The sequence below is a fragment of the Janthinobacterium violaceinigrum genome, assembly GCF_009208555.1.
Classification (GTDB): domain Bacteria; phylum Pseudomonadota; class Gammaproteobacteria; order Burkholderiales; family Burkholderiaceae_D; genus Janthinobacterium; species Janthinobacterium violaceinigrum.
Map to the genome: position 1 here is coordinate 172,403 of NZ_WFLI01000002.1, position 15,931 is coordinate 188,333.

Sequence of the window (15,931 nt, forward strand, 5' to 3'; positions counted from 1 at the left end):
CTCCCTTACTTCTTTCTGTGAGTGTCAACCATGGCCGCCAGCGCCCGTACCGAAGCGAAATGGCGGCGCGTGTCGGCCGAATCGGCCGACAGCGAAATACCGTATTTTTTCTGCAGGGCGACGCCCAGTTCCAGCGCATCGATGGAATCGAGACCCAGTCCCTCGACAAACAGGGGCGCATCCGTATCGATATCGGCGGCGCTCATGTCTTCCAGTTGCAGCGCCTCGATGATCAGTTCCTTCACTTCTTGTTCAAGCATGTTGTTCCTGTTTCCCGCTAAAGTAATGTTGCAGATGATTGGTCAAAGTGCGCGCCGCCATCACGTCGCTGGCACCGCCACCGGTAAACTCGCCGATCGCCAGGTCGTCCTGCACCGTGATCTCGAAATGCGCGCGGCGGGCAGGCACGCGCCACCACGGTTCGCCCTTGCCCAGGGTCTTGGGCAGACAACGTATCAGCACCGGCGTCACGTCGCGCTGGCCACGCACGGCAATATTGGCGGCGCCCCGCTTGAGCACGATTTCGCCGCTGCACGGCGTGCGCGTGCCTTCCGGGAAAATGATCAGGTTATTGCCGCGCGCCAGCGACACCAGGCAGGCGTCCACCAGTTCGGCGCCGCCCGTGTTGTTGATGTAGCCTGCCGCGCGCACGGGACCGCGCGTAAACGGGTTGTTCCATAAATCGGACTTGACGATGCAATCGGCCTGCTTCACATAGGCCATCAGGAAAATCGTATCGATCAGGGTCGGATGGTTCGCCAGGATCAGCAAGCCGCCCCGCTCCAGCTTTTCCAGGCCGCGCAGGTCGTAGCGCAGCACGCCCACGCAGCGCATCAAGCCGATGTAGAAGCGAAAACTCCAGCGGATGATGGCACGCGCGCCTGCGGTGCGCGCCTCGCGCCGCCACACCAGCAGATGCAGCAAGGGGAACACCAGCACGCGCAGCACCAGGCCGCCCAGGCCGAAAGCGGCAAAACTGAACGCGGTGGCGACGGTCCGCCAGGCCACGGAGGCGCCGGCACGCCACAGGGCCAGCTTATTTCCCACCTTGTTTTCCACCCTATGCATGGCGGCTCCAGCGCCAGTGCTGGCGGTTCGCGGCATGCTCCAATGTGCCGCCACTGCCCAGCATGAAACGCTGCACCGCCAGGCTGCCTGGCATGGCATCGGCCTGCGGCGGCGCATCGGCGCTGCCGCGCGCGCGCCAGGACAGGCCGAAAGCGGCGCCGGGAATGTCCCCGGCCTGCAACAGCCAGGCAAACGCATGCGGCTGCTCCAGGCAATCTTCAAACGCTTCGAATGGCGCCGGCAGAGGGCAATCGGCCACCACCAGCAATACCTGCGCCGCGCCATCGGCCAGCAAGGCGCACGCTTCGATCACGGCCGCCTCGAGACTGGCGGCGCCGGCGGCCATGGCCACCTGCTGGGCAGTATCGGCGCGGGCGATGGAGAACAGGCCCGCGCTGGCGTTGTGCACGGCCATGCCGAAAGCCGTCGGCGACAGGGGTTCGCCCTGCACCAGCGCCGACAGCAGTTCGACGGCGCGCGCCACTTCGCCGTGACGGGAACAGAAGACCAGGGAAATATCGCGCTGCTCGCCCAGGCAGGCGTAGGCCACCTCGAGCGCCATCTTGCCCAGCTGGCCCGCACGGCGCCGCAACAGCGGCGCCATCATGCGCACGCCAGGCTCGCCGCCGGCCGCTATCGGCGCCACAGGCAAGTCCGCATGGGCCCAGGCCTGCCACTGCTGCGGCGTTTCCAGCCCTGGTGCCCAGGCAGCATGTTTGACTATCGAAAAACGGACACCATCGGTGCGCATAGCTAGTTCCCTGAGTTCAAGAAAGGTCGAACTCACGTCAAAACCACGCAAAAAGCCCCGCCGGCGTTCTTTCCAAATTATAAACGAAGGAAGTTAAAATAACCAAAATAAATAGCTCTGGGGAAACTTTTTAAATCAAGCTTGGAAAAACAGCCATTCAATCAACCGCGGCGCAAGTTACTATTTGTAACATCTTGCCTATTATCTACAGATAAAAAAATGGCATCCGCATGCAAACAGCGGCATTTTTGAAAACAATGACTTTTGTACACGAGTAAAAAGTGGAACCTGGACACGACTTGAGAGCGTTGTTTTTAGCTAATACCTGCCGCGATACGCCGCCATGCTGCTACCGGGGAGTGGGGCGGACGCCGGCAAAGCCGAAATAGTTATTCACGGACATAATCGGACGATGCCGTCCGGGATACCGTCTGCCAGCGAAAAAGAGGCATTAAGTCAGGGGACGACAGCGGCGATATAGAGCGCTTGCTTTATGACATCTGGCATCGCCGGATTCAATTCCGGCCTGGCCGGCGCGCCAGCATGGAAAAGAATGGGCCGATCAGCAATACCAGCACCACCATGCGCGCCACGTGAAAGGCCGTGACGATGGGCACGCCCAGGTGCAGGGTCTTGGCCGTCAGCGACATCTCGGCGATGCCGCCGGGCGAAGTGGCCAGGATGGCCGTGCCGGGATGGATGGCCAGCCAGTACGACAGGCCCAGTCCGAAGGCGGCCGCCAGCAACAGCATGAGCATGGCGCACAAGGCCACGCTGACCAGGTAGCGGGGGGCCGCATGCAGGAAGGCGGGGCTGAAGCGCGTGCCCAGCGCGATGCCGATGAACAGCTGGCCCGCGCGTATCATCCACTCGGGCAGGCGCGACAGATGGATGCCGCAGGCCGTCAGCAGCAGCGCGGCCAGCAGCGGGCCGATGACCCAGGCATTGGGCAGCCGGCCCCGTTTGCATGCGAGAGCGCCCGATACGGTGACGAGTATCAGCAGCGCCAGCCCGCCATAATCGACCAGCGCGGCGCCGGGCACGAAGCTTTCATGCCCCGCTTCCAGCCCGTGGCTGCCCCAGTAGCGCACGCCGAACGGGATGGTCGCCACCACCAGCATCATGCGCAGGCTGTGCGCGGCGGCCACCTTGCCCACGTCGGCGCCATGGCGCTCGCTCTGCACCGCCATCTCGGACGCACCGCCGACAGCCATGGCAAAGAAGGCGGTGGCGTGGTCGACGCCGGACAGGCGCCGCAGCAGCATGGCGCCCGCAGCGCCCAGCGCCAGCGCAAACAGCACGGCGCCGGCGATCCACGGCGTGTAGTCGAGCAGCACGGCCAGCACGGGCGCCGTGAAATACAGGCCCAGCGCCGTGCCGATGGCCCACTGGCCCGCCTCGCGCACGCGCACGGGGCAAGCCAGTTCGCGCCCCGCCAGGCGCAGCCCCGCCGTGGCAAACAGGGGGCCGATCATCCACGGCAGCGGCGTGTGCAGCCACAGGCAGATGGCGACGCCCGCCAGGCCGGCGGCCAGCGCGGCGCCGACGGCGCGCCAGCGTGGCCACCACGGCACCGTTAAAACACCCAGAGCTTGTCGGCCGGCATATGCAGCCAGTACTTGCCCGCTTCGAGCTTGTGGCGCGAATAGGCGCGCAGGCTGATGTTCTCGGCGCCGCCGCGCTCGAACAGGCATTCCCAGCGGTCGCCCAGGTACATGCAGGTCAGCAGCGGCAGCTCGATGGCGTTGTCCACCTGCGTGGCACTGATCTTCACTTCCTCGACGCGTATCATGGTCGTCACCTCCGTGCCCACGTTGGCGCCGCGCGCCACGCCCTGCATGGAGGCGCCGTCGACGAGCAGCCGCACGGCGCTGCCTTCGCGCTGCACCACCTTGCCGGGCAGGCGGTTGTTACTGCCCATGAATTCGGCCGTAAACAGCGTGTCCGGCGTCTCATACATGCTTTGCGGCGTGCCCTGCTGCTCGATCTTGCCGTTATTGAGCAGCAAAATGCGGTCGGAAATGGCCATCGCCTCGCCCTGGTCATGCGTGACCATCAGGGCCGACAGGCCCAGGCGCACGATCAGTTCGCGCAGGAAGGCGCGCGCTTCCTCGCGCAGCTTGGCGTCGAGGTTCGACAGCGGTTCGTCGAGCAGGATCACGGGCGGGTTGTACACCAGCGCCCTGGCGATCGCCACGCGCTGCTGCTGGCCGCCGGACAACTGGTGCGGATAGCGTTCGCCCAAGTGCCCCAGACCCAGCTGCGTCAGCACTTCCTTGATGCGCGCGGCGATTTCCGTGCTGCCCATCTTGCGCAATTTGAGGCCGTAGGCGACGTTGTCGAACACGGTCTTGTGCGGCCACAGCGCGTACGACTGGAACACCAGGCCCAGGTTGCGGTGCTCGGCCGGCATCTCGAAGTGTTTCGCGCCATCGTAGACATTGCGCTCGCCGATCTGGATGGTGCCCGCCTTCGGGCTTTCCAGCCCCGCGACGGCGCGCAGCAAGGTGGTCTTGCCGCTGCCCGAAGGCCCCAGCAAGGCAACCACTTCGCCCTTTTTCAGGTGCATCGAGACACCCTTCAGGATCTGGTTGGCGGAAGCGCCGGTGCCGTAGTCCAGGTACAGCTCATTGACGGTCAGTTCATTCATGATGTGGTCTCAGTTCTTGTATTTAGTTATGCAACTCAGTTGTGTAACTTGACGCCAAAGCGCAGCGCGATGCCCAGGCCGATGGCCACCAGGGTGATGTTGATGAAGGACAGCGCCGCCACCAGGTCGGTCGAACCGCCCGCCCACAGCGACACCAGCATGGCGCCGATCACTTCCGTGCCCGGCGAGAGCAGGTACACGCCCGTCGAATATTCGCGCTCGAAGATCAGGAAGACCATCAGCCAGGCGCCCAGCAAGCCGTACTTGATCAGCGGCAGGGTCACGTCGCGCGTCACCTGGCCGCGGCTGGCGCCGACGGCGCGCGCCGCCTCTTCCAGCTCCGGCCCCACCTGCAGCAGCGCGGTGGAAATCAGGCGCATGCCGTAGGCCATCCACACCACCGAATACGCGAGCCACAGGGCGAAGATCGTCGAGCGCAGTTCGCGCAGCACGGGGATCACATGGCCGCTGAGCCACAAGGCCACGCCGTTGTCCATGCCCTTGAGCATGCCGTCGAGCCAGGCCGGCACGAACAGGAACACCCACAGGAAGGACAGGCCGGCCAGCAGGCCCGGCACGGCGCGCGGCACCAGCACGCTGTAGTCGAGCAGGCGCGTGATGCCGTCCTGCTTGCGGTGCATGGCCAGCGCGATGAAGCTGTAGCAGCCCACGGCCAGGGCGCCGCCGACGACGCCGATCAGGATGGTGTTGACGATGCCGCGCACCAGCGAGGGCTGGTCGAAGATATCGCGGAAATGCTGCAAGGTCAGCACGTCGGCCAGGTGCACGCCCTCGCCCCAGTACTGCACGAAGGAGCGCAGCACGATGCCCGTCAACGGCAGGATGATGGTGAAGATCAGCCAGCCCGCCAGCAAGGCGAACGCCAGCCACTTCCAGCGGCCCAGGGGCATGGCCTTGCTGCGCGCGCCCTTGCCCTTGATCGACACGTATTTGTTGGCGGACTTGAGCAGCCAGCGCTGTATCATCACCAGCGGCATGGTCACCATCACCAGGCAGACGGCGACGGCTGCCATCAGGTGGTACGACGGCGTGCCCAGCTTGTTCGTCAATTTGTACAGATAGGTCGGCAGCACCAGGTGGCCTTCCGGGTCGCCCAGCACCAGCACCAGGCCGAACACTTCGAAACCGAGGAAGAACACCAGCACGCCCGCATACGCGAGCGCCGGCATGATCATCGGCAGCGACACATTGAGCATCACCTGGACGGGCGAGGCGCCGGCCACGCGGGCCGCTTCTTCCACGTCAGAGCCCAGGCTTTTCAGCGCCGACGAGGCATACAGGTAGACGTGCGGCACGTGCGTCAGGCCGGCGATGATGACGATGCTGGTGAACGAATAGATATTCCAGGGCACGAAGCCAAGCAGCTCCTTGGCCCAGATCGAATAAAAGCCCACGGGGCCCATCGAGACGACGTAGCCGAAGCCCATCACCATCGGCGAGACGAAGATCGGGACCAGCAGCATGGGCGCCACCCAGCCGCGGCCAGGCAAGTCGGTGCGCACCATCAGGAAGGCCAGCATGCCGCCCAGCGGCACGGCGATGACGGTGAGGCCGAAGGCCAGCATCAGGCCATTCTTGAAGGCCATGGAGAAATCGGGATCATCGAAGATGAAACGGTAGGAATCAAAGCCGAATTCGCGCACGGGCATGAAGAACGGCGCGTTCAAAAAGCTCTGGTAAAAAATCAGGAAGAGCGGCAGGAAGATGGCGATCAGCGTGATCGTCACGACCACGCCGCGCGGCCAGTTCAGGCGCGACAAGGGAGAGCGCGACCGTGCAGGCAGCGGCAAGATGGCAGTTTGCATGATGAATCCAATGAATGAAGGGTGCGGCGTGCGCCCGCAAGCCAGGCTCGCGGGCGGCTAAGTCGGCGTTATTTTTTGCCGGCTGTTTCTTTCCATTGCTTCAGGAAGGCCATGCGCTTGGCAGGTCCCAAGAATTGCAGGATGATCGGATGCACGGGAATCGGCTTGACGTTGGCCGCGCCGATTTCCTTGATCAGTTCAGCCGACGTCGTTTCACCCGTGACATCGGCGCGGATGGCGAACAGCTTGGCGCCGTTGGCGATGATGGTCTGGCCGCGGTGCGACAGCACGTAATCGAGCCACAGCTTGCTGGCGTTGACGTTCTTCGCATTCTTGTTGATGAACTGCACGCGCGACAGGATCAGGGTGTAATCCTTGGGCAGCACCACGCCGATCGACGGATCGGTCTTGGCGCGCACCAGCGCATAGGAGCCCAGCACGTTGTAGCCGATCAGGTTTTCACCGGACGAGATGCGCTCCATCATGGTGCCCGTCGACGACTGCACGCGCACCTTGGCCGTGCCGAACGCGTTTTGCAGCGCCAGGAATTGCGGGTATTCCTTGGCATCCTGCGCCATGAACATGAAGCCCACGCCCGATTTCTCGATGTCGTAGGTGGTGACCTTGTCCTTGAATTTCGGCGTGGCGATCAGCTTGACGAAATCATCGTGGTTCTTCGGCACTTCCTTCGGATCGAGCAGTCGCTTGTTGTAGACGATGGCGGCCGGCTCGAACGTGGTGCCGTACGCCTGGTCGTCCCACATGGCCCAGCCGGGAATCTTGGCCGCTTCCACGGATTTGTATTTCAGTGCATAGCCATCGGAGGCCAGGCGCATCTGCAAGTCCATCGCCGACGACCACATCACGTCGGCCGTGTTGCCGCCGGCGGCCACTTCGGAAATGAAGCGGTTGTACACTTCGGTGGAATTCATGTCGTTGTATTCGACCGTGATGCCCGGGTACAGGGCGCTGAAATCCTTGATCAGCGGCGCGGCGGCCTTGCTGTCGGTGGCGCTGTAGATCACGACCTTGCCTTCCTTCTTGGCCGCATCGATGATCTTCTGGTAGTCGGCCGGATAGCCGGCCGGCACTTGCGCGAAAGCGGCGCCGGCCAGGCTGGCAAACGCAGTGGCAAGGGCGGCTTGAAGCAGGGTCTTGGTTTGCATGGGGTTGTCTCCGTCTGTGAAATAGATTTTTTTAAAATGGGATGCCGTTCAGCGCATGAGCCCAAGTTCCGTGGCCTGCCGCGCATATTCGTCGACGGCCTTCCTGACATACGCGGTCAGCTTCGGTCCCGTCAGGGCGAACGGATACAGGCCGGCCTGCGCGCGCCATTCGGCGAACTGCGGCGTGGCCATCGCGCGGTCGAACGTGGCGACCCAGCGCTGGTAGTCCGCCTCGGGCACCTGCGGCCCCATCCACACGCCGCGGATGATGGGCCAGACCACGTCGACGCCCTGCTCGCGCGCCGTCGGCACGCCGGCCAGCACGCCCGGCAGGCGCTTTTCCGACAGCACGGCCAACACGCGCGCATGGTTGGCGCTGGCGTTCAGGGTGGCTTCGGACGTGTCGCCCGAGACCACCTGCACGTAATCGGCCTGCATCGCCGTGAACACTTCGCCGCCGCCTTCCAGTGCGACGAAGCGCAGTACTTTCGGATCGATGCCCGCATGGCGCGCCACCAGCGCCATCTTCAGCCAGTCCTGGCTGCCGATGGTGCCGGAGACGCCGATCAGCACCTTGTCCGGATGCTGGCGCAGCGCGGCGATCAGGTCCGCCAGCGTCTTGTAGGGCGAATCGCTGCGCACGGCGATCATGCCGTAGTCGGCGCCCAGCGCCGCCACCCAGCGCACGTCGCCCGCCTTCGCATTGCCGAACTTGCCTTGCGCCAGGTTGAGCAGCGAACCGCCCGAAAACGCCACCAGGGTGTTCGGCTCCGCGCGGCGCCGTTGCGAGGCCATCGAATGCCAGGCCACGGCGCCGATGCCGCCGGGCAGATAGCTGATGCGCATCGGCGCCAGGGCGGCTGCCGCGCCCTCCTGCGCCAGGCCTTTTTTCGCCAGCTTGCAGGTCAGGTCCATGGCGCCGCCCGGTTTGGACGGCACCACGCACTCGGCCGGTGCGGACGCCTGCGCCCCCGCCACGGCAGGCAGCAGGCACAGCAAGGACAGGAACAGGGAGCGCAGCATCGTCATGGCTTAGAAGCGGTGCTGGATGCCGGCGATCAGGCCGCGCTGCGTGTCGCCGAAACCGGCATCGTCGCGCGACAGGCTGACCAGCTGGTTGTGCTTGGCCTTGGCGTAGGCGCCGGCCACATACAGGTCGGTGCGCTTGGACAGGGCATAGCGCAGGCGCGCCACGTACATGATCGGATCGGCATCGAGGTTGGCGGCCACGTTTTTCACGTCCTGGTAGTAGATCACGCCCGTCAGGGTGATGACCGGCGTGGTCTTGTAGCTGACGCCGCCCCAGTACAGGGTGCCGCGCACGTCGGCCTTGCCTGCGGCAGCGGGATCGAGCTTGTAGTCGCGCGCCGCTGCCTGCACTTTCCATGGGCCGTCGTCATACATGGCGCCCAGGTGGTACACGGTGGTCTTGTCGCGCGCGCCGCCGGCGATGGCGTTGCCGTTGACTTGTTCATACGTGGCCAGCAGGCTGACAGGTCCCGTCTTGTAGGTGACGGCGGTCGACAGCTTGGCGCTGTCCGAGGCGCCCGTCGTCTGTTCGCCGAAGCCGTACGATGCGCCGTAGCTGAAATCGCCCGTCTTGCCCGAGTACTTGACCATATTGTCGAAGGCGGTCGTCATGCCGTACTTGCTCGGGCCCGTCGCGTTGCCCGAAGTGGCCCACGAGTAGTACGGCGCATACGCCATCGGATCGAACGGCAGCACGAAGTCATACACGGTGGTGAACGAGCGGCCCAGCACGACGCGGCCGAATGCGCCTTCCAGGCCCACGTTGGCCTGGCGCTTGAACAGCGCGCCGTCGGCAGCGCCCGTGTCGACCAGGATGCCGCCTTCCAGATTGAACACGGCTTTCAGGCCGCCGCCCAGGTCTTCGCTGCCCAGGATGCCCCAGCGCGAGGTGTTCATGCCGCCCGAGCTCACTTGCGTCATCGAGCTTTTGTTCGGACCGGCGTTGCTGGTGGTGCTGACGCCCGCGTCCAGGCGGCCGTACAGGGTGACGTTCGATTCGGCCTGGGCGCTGCCGGCAGCGGCGAGGACCGCCATGGCGGCCAGCGAGAATGCAGTTTTCTTCATGTAGAGTGTCTCCCTTAGATATAGTTATTAGTGATATGCCTGATCAATTTCATGAATCAGGATCACACTATATGAGCGCGATCCTTTCAATTCGCTTTCAGACTGACAGGTGTCGCCGGCCAGCCACAAGCAATACCAACAAATTCATTGCCGCCCCTGTCGGCGCAGCGCCGGCAGGCTTACACTGCACCCATTCAAACGAATGGCGGAGACCATGCGCATATTATTAGTGGAAGATCATCTGGAGCTGTCGCACTGGCTGGCAAAGGCCCTGCGCGACGCGCACCTGACGGTGGAGACCGCCCACAACGGCGCCGATGCCGACGCCCTGCTGCACACGCAGGAATACTCATTGGTGCTGCTCGACCTGACCCTGCCGAAGATGGACGGCCTGGACGTGCTGCGCCGTCTGCGCGCGCGCGGCGGCACGCGCGGCAAGACTCCCGTCATGATACTGACGGCGCGCGGCGGCCTCGATGAAAAAGTACAGGGCCTGAACCTGGGCGCCGACGACTACATGGCCAAGCCGTTCGAGCTGGCCGAACTGGAAGCGCGCGTGAAAGCCCTGCTGCGCCGCAGCCAGGGCAACGAAGCGCTCGTGCACACCTGCGGCGCCCTCAGTTTCGATACCGTCACGCGCATGTTCAGCTATGGCGGCGCGGCGCTGGCGCTCACGCCGCGCGAACACGCGGTGCTCGAAGCGCTGATCACGCGCTCCGGGCGCGCCGTGTCGAAGGAAAAACTGTTCGACGAAGTCTTCGCGCTGGCCGACGACGCCAACCTGGACGCCATCGAACTGTACATCCACCGCGTGCGCAAGAAGCTCGAAAACGGCGTGGAAAGCGGCTCGCCCGACGGCGCCGTCATCACCACGCTGCGCGGCATCGGCTACCTGCTGCAACCGCGCAGCGCCATGGCGCCGGCCGCGCCGAAATGAGCGCCGCCATGCAGCACCCGCGCCCGCCCCTGCTCGAGCGCCTGCGCCGACGCTGGACGCAGGGCCGGCCGCTGGGCAGCCTGCGCAGCCAGTTGCTGCGCTGGCTGCTCATCCCGCTGGTGATGCTGGTGCTGCTCGATGCCGTGTTCGTCTACCGCAACGCGCTCGACGCGGCCGACATGGCCTACGACCGCTCCCTGCTGGCGTCGACGCGGGCGCTGGCCGAGCGCGTCTCCATCGTGGGCGGCAAGGTGGTGGCCGAAGTGCCCTACGTGGCGCTCGACAGCTTCGAGACCGACACCCTGGGCCGCATCTACTACAAGGTCACGGGCATCAACGGCGAACTGGTCTCGGGCTACGGCGACCTGCCGCCCGTGCCGAAGAACGTGCCCCGCTCGCAGAACTATCCGGCCCTGGTGCGCTTCTACCACGCCGACTACCACGGCAAACCGATCCGCATCGCGGCGCTGCTGCAACCCGTGTATGACGATTCGATGCGCGGCATCGCCCTGATCCAGGTGGCCGAGACGCTGGACGCGCGGCGCGGCCTGTCGAACCAGATCCTGTTCGATACCCTGAGCTGGCAGGCAGCGATGATACTGGTGATGGGCGCCCTCGTGTGGTTTGCCGTGCGCCTGGTGCTGCAGCCGCTGATGCGCCTGAAAACGGAAGTCGAGACGCGCACCCTGTCCGACCTGTCCGACGTCGATCCCGCACTGGTGCACCGGGAAATGCGCCCTCTGGTGAGCGCCATGAACGGCTCCATGTCGCGCCTGCAGCAGCTGATCGCCAGCCAGCGCCGCTTCATCGCGGACGCCTCGCACCAGCTGCGCACGCCGCTGACGGTGCTGAAAACCCAGGCCGAACTGGCCATGCGCGCATGCGACCGCCAAGCGGGTGCGCCGGCCGACATGGCCGCCCTGCGCGACATCGTGCGCTCGATCGCGGCCACCACCGATTCGACCGTGCTGCTGGCCAACCGCCTGCTGACCCTGGCCCGCATCGAGCATGGCGGCGACAGCCTGGCGATGGATACCGTGTCGCTGCGCGACGTGGCGCAGCAGGTAGGGCTGGAAATGGCCATGGCCGCCGTCGGCAAGCATATCGACCTGTCGCTGGAAGCGCCCGACGAAGCGCCCGTGCATGGCCAGGCCCTGCTGCTGCACGAACTGGTGGCCAACCTGGTCGACAATGCGCTGCGCTACACGCCGCACGGCGGCAACGTGACCCTGCGCGTGCGCGTGCTGGAAACGGATGGCGCCGGCGCCGAAACGGTGCTGGAAGTGGAAGACAGCGGCGCCGGCATCCCGCCGGCCGAACGCGAGCGCGTATTCACGCCGTTCTACCGCGTGGGCGCGGCGCTCGAGAGCAACCCCGGCGGCGCCGGACTGGGCCTGGCCATCGTGCGCGACATCGCCGCCCTGCACGGCGCCCGCCTGGTGCTGGCGACGGCGGCGAATGGCCACGGATTGAAGGTCAGCGTGCATTTCGGCGGCGCCGCATGATGGCCGGCACAGATAGTTCTTCGATACCAAGTGTTGCCCAAAAACAACGCGTGATTTATTTCTAATATTTTTTAAATAATTGCCTTACATAAACATATTCATCCCTATACAATTCGGCTCCCATTAAGCGGCGAGACAGTCTCTCCGCATTAATTACCTAGGATCAATATGAAAAAGCAATTGTTTGCAGTAGTCGCAGGCGCCGCCCTGGCATTCCCATTGTTCGCCCAAGCTGAAGGTTTCTACGCAGGCGCAAACGTCGGCCGTTCGGAATTCAAAGCGAGCGTCGATGGCCAAGGTTCGGAAAAAGAAAACAAAACCGGCTACAAAGCCTACGCCGGCTACGATTTCACGCCCAACTTCGGCGCGGAAGCCGGCTACGTTAATTTTGGAAAAGTGAAACTGTATGCAGAAGACGCATCGGCTCACCTGAAAAGCAGCGCGTTTTACGTGGCAGCCACCGGCACCCTGCCATTGAACGAGCAATTTTCGCTGTTCGGCAAAGCCGGCGTAACGCAAAATCGCGCCAAAATCAGCTTCAACAATGACTACTTTGATTTCAGCGGCTCCAAAAACAAGACTGCGGCCATGTTTGGCATCGGCGCCGCTTACCACTTCGACAAAAAGCTGTCGCTGGTGGCGGAATACGAAAACTTCGGCAAAATCCTGGACGTAGATGGCGGCAATCTGAAAGCGGACCTGCTGTCGATCGGCCTGCGCTACAAGTTCTGATTCGCGCTTGCGTGAATGAATGTCCGGCCAGTTGAATGGCGGATAAAAAAACCGGCTGCAAAGCCGGTTTTTTTATGGGCGCATGGCGCGCCATGGGCGCCGATGTTAAGATCGCGCCCTGAGATTTTAATGAAGGCAGACTGCCATGATGACCAAAGAAGACGTAAGCGAACTGTTTGCCAATATCGCCGAGAACGCGCCCTGGGACTTGACCCAGCCGCTGCTGTGGGGCTATTACTTCACCAATCCCACGTCCGAACCGCTGGAGCAGGCCGCCTCCCTGCTGGCCATCCAGGGCTACCGCCCCGTGGAACTGTACCAGCCCGAACTCGACGATCCGGCGGCACCGCCCGTGTGGGTACTGCACGTGGAAAAAGCCGAAGTGCATGGCGTCGACAGCCTGCACGCGCGCAATGGCGAACTGATGGCGTTTGCCCAGGAAAACCAGCTGGCCAGCTATGACGGTATGGATGTGGGCCCCGTCGGCGCGCCCGCCGCGCCGCAGCTGTAAGGCAGTCATCGGATGAAAAAACGGCGCCCACGGGCGCCGTTTTGCATGGATCGCCGCAAACGGTCAGCTGAGGTTTTCCAGGCGGATCTTGGTGACCGTGCCCACCACGCTGTTGAGCGCTTCCATCTTTTCGATGGCGGCCGTGACGTTCTTTTCCTGCGTCTGGTGCGTCAGCATGATGATGTCCGTGTGCGTCTCGCCTTCGGCCGGCTCTTTTTGCAGCATGGCGTCGATCGAGATGCTGCGCTCGGCCAGGATGCGCGTCAGGTCGGCCAGCACGCCCGGCTGGTCGGCCACGTGCATGCGCAGGTAGTAGCTGGTCGTGATTTCCGACATCGGCAGGATGGCGATGTCGGTCATCGCGTTCGGCTGGAACGCCAGGTGCGGCACGCGGTGTTCCGGGTCGGCCGTGGCCAGGCGCGTGATGTCGACCAGGTCGGCAATCACCGACGAGGCGGTCGGCTCGGCGCCCGCGCCGCGGCCCGAGTACAGGCTGGCGCCGACGGCGTCACCATGCACCAGCACCGCATTCATGGCGCCTTCCACATTGGCGATCAGGCGCTTGGCCGGGATCAGGGTCGGATGCACGCGCAGCTCGATGCCTTCCACGCCATTGACGGTGGCGCGCTTGGTGATGCCCAGCAGCTTGATGCGGTAGCCCAGCTGCTCGGCGTAGCGGATGTCGACGGCATTGAGGTTGCTGATGCCTTCCACATAGGCCTTGTCGAACTGCACCGGGATGCCGAAGGCGATGGCCGACATGATGGTGGCCTTGTGCGCGGCATCGACGCCTTCGATGTCGAAGGTGGGGTCGGCTTCCGCGTAGCCCAGTTCCTGCGCCTGTTTCAACACGGTGGCGAAATCGAGGCCCTTGTCGCGCATCTCGGACAGGATGAAATTGGTGGTGCCGTTGATGATGCCGGCGATCCATTCGATGCGGTTGGCCGTCAAGCCTTCGCGCAGCGCCTTGATGATGGGGATGCCGCCGGCAACGGCCGCTTCGAAGGCCACCATCACGCCCTTGTCCTGGGCGGCGGCGAAAATTTCATTGCCATGCACGGCCAGCAGCGCCTTGTTGGCCGTGACCACATGCTTGCCATTGGCGATCGCCTGCATCACCAGGGTTTTCGACAGGTCGTAGCCGCCGATCAGTTCGACGACGATGTCGATCTCGGGATCGTTGACGATCAGGTGCGGGTCGTTGACGACCTTGCAGGCGCCCGCGACCAGCGCTTCGGCACGCGCCACGTCGCGCACGGCGACGGCGACGACTTCGATGCCGCGGCCCGCGCGGCGCTTGATTTCTTCCTGGTTGCGCTTCAGGACGCTGAACGTGCCGTAACCAACATTGCCCAGGCCCAGCAGGCCGATCTTGATGGATTTCATAGTGTGCTTGACTGCTCATAAGTGGCGCCCCGTTGGGCGGCGCCAGGTTGATCGATATTGCTACTGGCCGGCTCAGCCCCGGCTGTGACGCTTGCGGTAACCTTCGAGGAAGCGCGCAATGCGGCCCATGGCCTCGGTCAGGTCATCGGAATTGGGCAGGAAGACGACGCGGAAATGGTCGGGCGCGATCCAGTTGAAGCCCGTGCCCTGCACGATCAGGACCTTCGCTTCGGCCAGCAATTCATAGGCAAACTGCTGGTCGTCGGCAATCGGGTAGATCTCCGGGTCCAGGCGCGGGAACATGTACAGCGCGGCCTTCGGCTTGACACAGGTGACGCCCGGAATATCGGTCAGCAGCTTGTGCGCCAGGTCGCGCTGTTTCAACAGGCGCCCGCCCGGCCCCACCAGGTCTTGTATGCTCTGGTAGCCGCCCAGCGCCGTCTGGATGGCAAACTGCCCCGGCGCATTGGCGCACAGCCGCATCGAGGCCAGCATGTTCAAGCCTTCGATGTAATCCTTGGCGTGGCGCTTTTCGCCCGAGACCACCATCCAGCCGGAGCGGTAGCCGCAGGAGCGGTAATTCTTCGACAGGCCGTTCATGGTGATGAACAGCACGTCGTCGGCCAGCGAGGCGATCGACACGTGCTCGGCTTCGTCGTACAGCACCTTGTCGTAGATCTCGTCGGCGAAAATGATCAATTGGTGCTGGCGCGCCAGCTCGACGATCTGCAGCAGCACGGACACCGGGTACAGCGCGCCAGTCGGGTTGTTCGGGTTGATGACGACGATGGCCTTGGTGTGCGGCGTGATCTTGCGGCGCATGTCCTCGATGTCGGGATACCACTCGTTCTGCTCGTCGCACACATAATGCACGGGATTGCCGCCCGACAGGCTGACGGCGGCCGTCCACAGCGGGTAATCGGGCGCCGGCACCAGCACTTCGTCGCCGCTGTTGAGCAGCGCGTTCATCGACATGACGATCAGTTCCGAGGCGCCGTTGCCCAGGTAGATGTCATCGATGGTCACGCCGGCGATATTCTTGCTCTGCGTGTAGTGCATGACGGCCTTGCGCGGCGCGAACATGCCTTTCGAATCCGTATAGCCGGCCGCATTCTGCAGGTTGAGCATCATGTCGCGCACGATCTCGTCGGGCGGATCGAAGCCGAATACGGCCAGGTTGCCGATATTGAGCTTGGTGATCTTGTGGCCTTCTTCTTCCATTTGCCTGGATTTTTCCAGGACCGGGCCGCGGATGTCATAGCAGACGTCCGCCAATTTATTCGATTTCTGAATCGGTCGCAAAAT

The 15,931-nt window shown here is 63.7% G+C and carries 15 protein-coding genes; 4 read left to right on the top strand and 11 right to left on the bottom strand.

Annotated elements, in window-relative coordinates; translation table 11 throughout:
- Nucleotides 1–5 precede the first annotated feature (5 nt).
- The 9 genes from GCN75_RS02395 to GCN75_RS02435 all read right to left on the bottom strand — a co-directional run bounded on the left by GCN75_RS02395 (nt 6) and on the right by GCN75_RS02435 (nt 9,555).
- On the bottom strand, nt 6–260 hold the full coding sequence (locus GCN75_RS02395; RefSeq protein ID WP_071322591.1) for a phosphopantetheine-binding protein: 255 nt from the start codon (nt 258–260) through the stop codon (nt 6–8).
- Nucleotides 253–1,068 carry a lysophospholipid acyltransferase family protein gene (locus GCN75_RS02400; protein WP_152281178.1) on the bottom strand — a complete coding sequence of 272 codons (816 nt, stop codon included), beginning with the start codon at nt 1,066–1,068 and terminating at the stop codon, nt 253–255. The genes GCN75_RS02395 and GCN75_RS02400 overlap by 8 nt, the downstream gene beginning before the upstream one ends.
- The gene (locus GCN75_RS02405) at nt 1,061–1,819 is read right to left on the bottom strand and encodes a beta-ketoacyl synthase chain length factor (protein WP_152281179.1); all 759 of its coding nucleotides are present in this window, start codon (nt 1,817–1,819) and stop codon (nt 1,061–1,063) included. Before GCN75_RS02405 ends, GCN75_RS02400 begins: the two co-directional genes overlap by 8 nt.
- 515 nt (nt 1,820–2,334) lie before the next feature.
- Complete coding sequence (locus GCN75_RS02410) at nt 2,335–3,393, bottom strand: AbrB family transcriptional regulator (protein WP_226941025.1); 1,059 nt, start codon at nt 3,391–3,393, stop codon at nt 2,335–2,337.
- 2 nt (nt 3,394–3,395) lie between these two features.
- Entirely contained in the window at nt 3,396–4,469 is a 1,074-nt protein-coding gene (locus GCN75_RS02415; protein WP_152281181.1) for an ABC transporter ATP-binding protein, read from the bottom strand.
- A gap of 35 nt (nt 4,470–4,504) precedes the next feature.
- Nucleotides 4,505–6,295, bottom strand: coding sequence for an ABC transporter permease (locus tag GCN75_RS02420; protein ID WP_152281182.1), 1,791 nt, complete (start codon nt 6,293–6,295; stop codon nt 4,505–4,507).
- A 68-nt stretch (nt 6,296–6,363) separates the two neighbouring features.
- Nucleotides 6,364–7,461: an ABC transporter substrate-binding protein gene (locus GCN75_RS02425; RefSeq protein ID WP_152281183.1), complete on the bottom strand. Its 1,098-nt coding sequence runs from the start codon at nt 7,459–7,461 to the stop codon at nt 6,364–6,366.
- Between the two features lie 48 nt (nt 7,462–7,509).
- On the bottom strand, nt 7,510–8,490 hold the full coding sequence (locus GCN75_RS02430; RefSeq protein WP_193317352.1) for a Bug family tripartite tricarboxylate transporter substrate binding protein: 981 nt from the start codon (nt 8,488–8,490) through the stop codon (nt 7,510–7,512).
- A 3-nt stretch (nt 8,491–8,493) separates the two neighbouring features.
- Complete coding sequence (locus GCN75_RS02435; RefSeq protein ID WP_152256876.1) at nt 8,494–9,555, bottom strand: porin; 1,062 nt, start codon at nt 9,553–9,555, stop codon at nt 8,494–8,496.
- Between the two features lie 214 nt (nt 9,556–9,769).
- Here GCN75_RS02435 and GCN75_RS02440 point away from each other — a divergent pair, with 214 nt between their 5' ends.
- From GCN75_RS02440 to GCN75_RS02455, 4 genes are all read left to right on the top strand, one after another.
- Nucleotides 9,770–10,492 carry a response regulator gene (locus GCN75_RS02440; RefSeq protein ID WP_035827948.1) on the top strand — a complete coding sequence of 241 codons (723 nt, stop codon included), beginning with the start codon at nt 9,770–9,772 and terminating at the stop codon, nt 10,490–10,492.
- Between the two features lie 8 nt (nt 10,493–10,500).
- Nucleotides 10,501–11,997, top strand: a complete 1,497-nt coding sequence (locus GCN75_RS02445) for a sensor histidine kinase (RefSeq protein WP_152281184.1) — start codon at nt 10,501–10,503, stop codon at nt 11,995–11,997.
- A 168-nt stretch (nt 11,998–12,165) separates the two neighbouring features.
- Complete coding sequence (locus tag GCN75_RS02450; RefSeq protein ID WP_152281185.1) at nt 12,166–12,729, top strand: porin; 564 nt, start codon at nt 12,166–12,168, stop codon at nt 12,727–12,729.
- Between the two features lie 145 nt (nt 12,730–12,874).
- Nucleotides 12,875–13,240, top strand: a complete 366-nt coding sequence (locus GCN75_RS02455) for a ribonuclease E inhibitor RraB (RefSeq protein ID WP_152281186.1) — start codon at nt 12,875–12,877, stop codon at nt 13,238–13,240.
- Between the two features lie 63 nt (nt 13,241–13,303).
- Here GCN75_RS02455 and GCN75_RS02460 read toward each other — a convergent pair whose 3' ends face one another.
- Both GCN75_RS02460 and GCN75_RS02465 read right to left on the bottom strand, forming a co-directional pair.
- The gene (locus tag GCN75_RS02460) at nt 13,304–14,626 is read right to left on the bottom strand and encodes a homoserine dehydrogenase (protein ID WP_152281187.1); all 1,323 of its coding nucleotides are present in this window, start codon (nt 14,624–14,626) and stop codon (nt 13,304–13,306) included.
- A gap of 72 nt (nt 14,627–14,698) precedes the next feature.
- The gene (locus GCN75_RS02465) at nt 14,699–15,928 is read right to left on the bottom strand and encodes a pyridoxal phosphate-dependent aminotransferase (protein WP_152281188.1); all 1,230 of its coding nucleotides are present in this window, start codon (nt 15,926–15,928) and stop codon (nt 14,699–14,701) included.
- Between the last annotated feature and the right edge of the window lie 3 nt (nt 15,929–15,931).

Excerpts from the sequence above, each read along its gene's own strand:
- GCN75_RS02395 (WP_071322591.1), bottom strand. The coding sequence starts at position 260 with ATGCTTGAACAAGAAGTGAAGGAACTGATCATCGAGGCGCTGCAACTG.
- GCN75_RS02400 (WP_152281178.1), bottom strand. The coding sequence starts at position 1,068 with ATGCATAGGGTGGAAAACAAGGTGGGAAATAAGCTGGCCCTGTGGCGT.
- GCN75_RS02405 (WP_152281179.1), bottom strand. The coding sequence starts at position 1,819 with ATGCGCACCGATGGTGTCCGTTTTTCGATAGTCAAACATGCTGCCTGG.
- GCN75_RS02415 (WP_152281181.1), bottom strand. The coding sequence starts at position 4,469 with ATGAATGAACTGACCGTCAATGAGCTGTACCTGGACTACGGCACCGGC.
- GCN75_RS02420 (WP_152281182.1), bottom strand. The coding sequence starts at position 6,295 with ATGCAAACTGCCATCTTGCCGCTGCCTGCACGGTCGCGCTCTCCCTTG.
- GCN75_RS02425 (WP_152281183.1), bottom strand. The coding sequence starts at position 7,461 with ATGCAAACCAAGACCCTGCTTCAAGCCGCCCTTGCCACTGCGTTTGCC.
- GCN75_RS02430 (WP_193317352.1), bottom strand. The coding sequence starts at position 8,490 with ATGACGATGCTGCGCTCCCTGTTCCTGTCCTTGCTGTGCCTGCTGCCT.
- GCN75_RS02435 (WP_152256876.1), bottom strand. The coding sequence starts at position 9,555 with ATGAAGAAAACTGCATTCTCGCTGGCCGCCATGGCGGTCCTCGCCGCT.
- GCN75_RS02440 (WP_035827948.1), top strand. The coding sequence starts at position 9,770 with ATGCGCATATTATTAGTGGAAGATCATCTGGAGCTGTCGCACTGGCTG.
- GCN75_RS02445 (WP_152281184.1), top strand. The coding sequence starts at position 10,501 with ATGCAGCACCCGCGCCCGCCCCTGCTCGAGCGCCTGCGCCGACGCTGG.
- GCN75_RS02450 (WP_152281185.1), top strand. The coding sequence starts at position 12,166 with ATGAAAAAGCAATTGTTTGCAGTAGTCGCAGGCGCCGCCCTGGCATTC.
- GCN75_RS02455 (WP_152281186.1), top strand. The coding sequence starts at position 12,875 with ATGATGACCAAAGAAGACGTAAGCGAACTGTTTGCCAATATCGCCGAG.
- GCN75_RS02460 (WP_152281187.1), bottom strand. The coding sequence starts at position 14,626 with ATGAAATCCATCAAGATCGGCCTGCTGGGCCTGGGCAATGTTGGTTAC.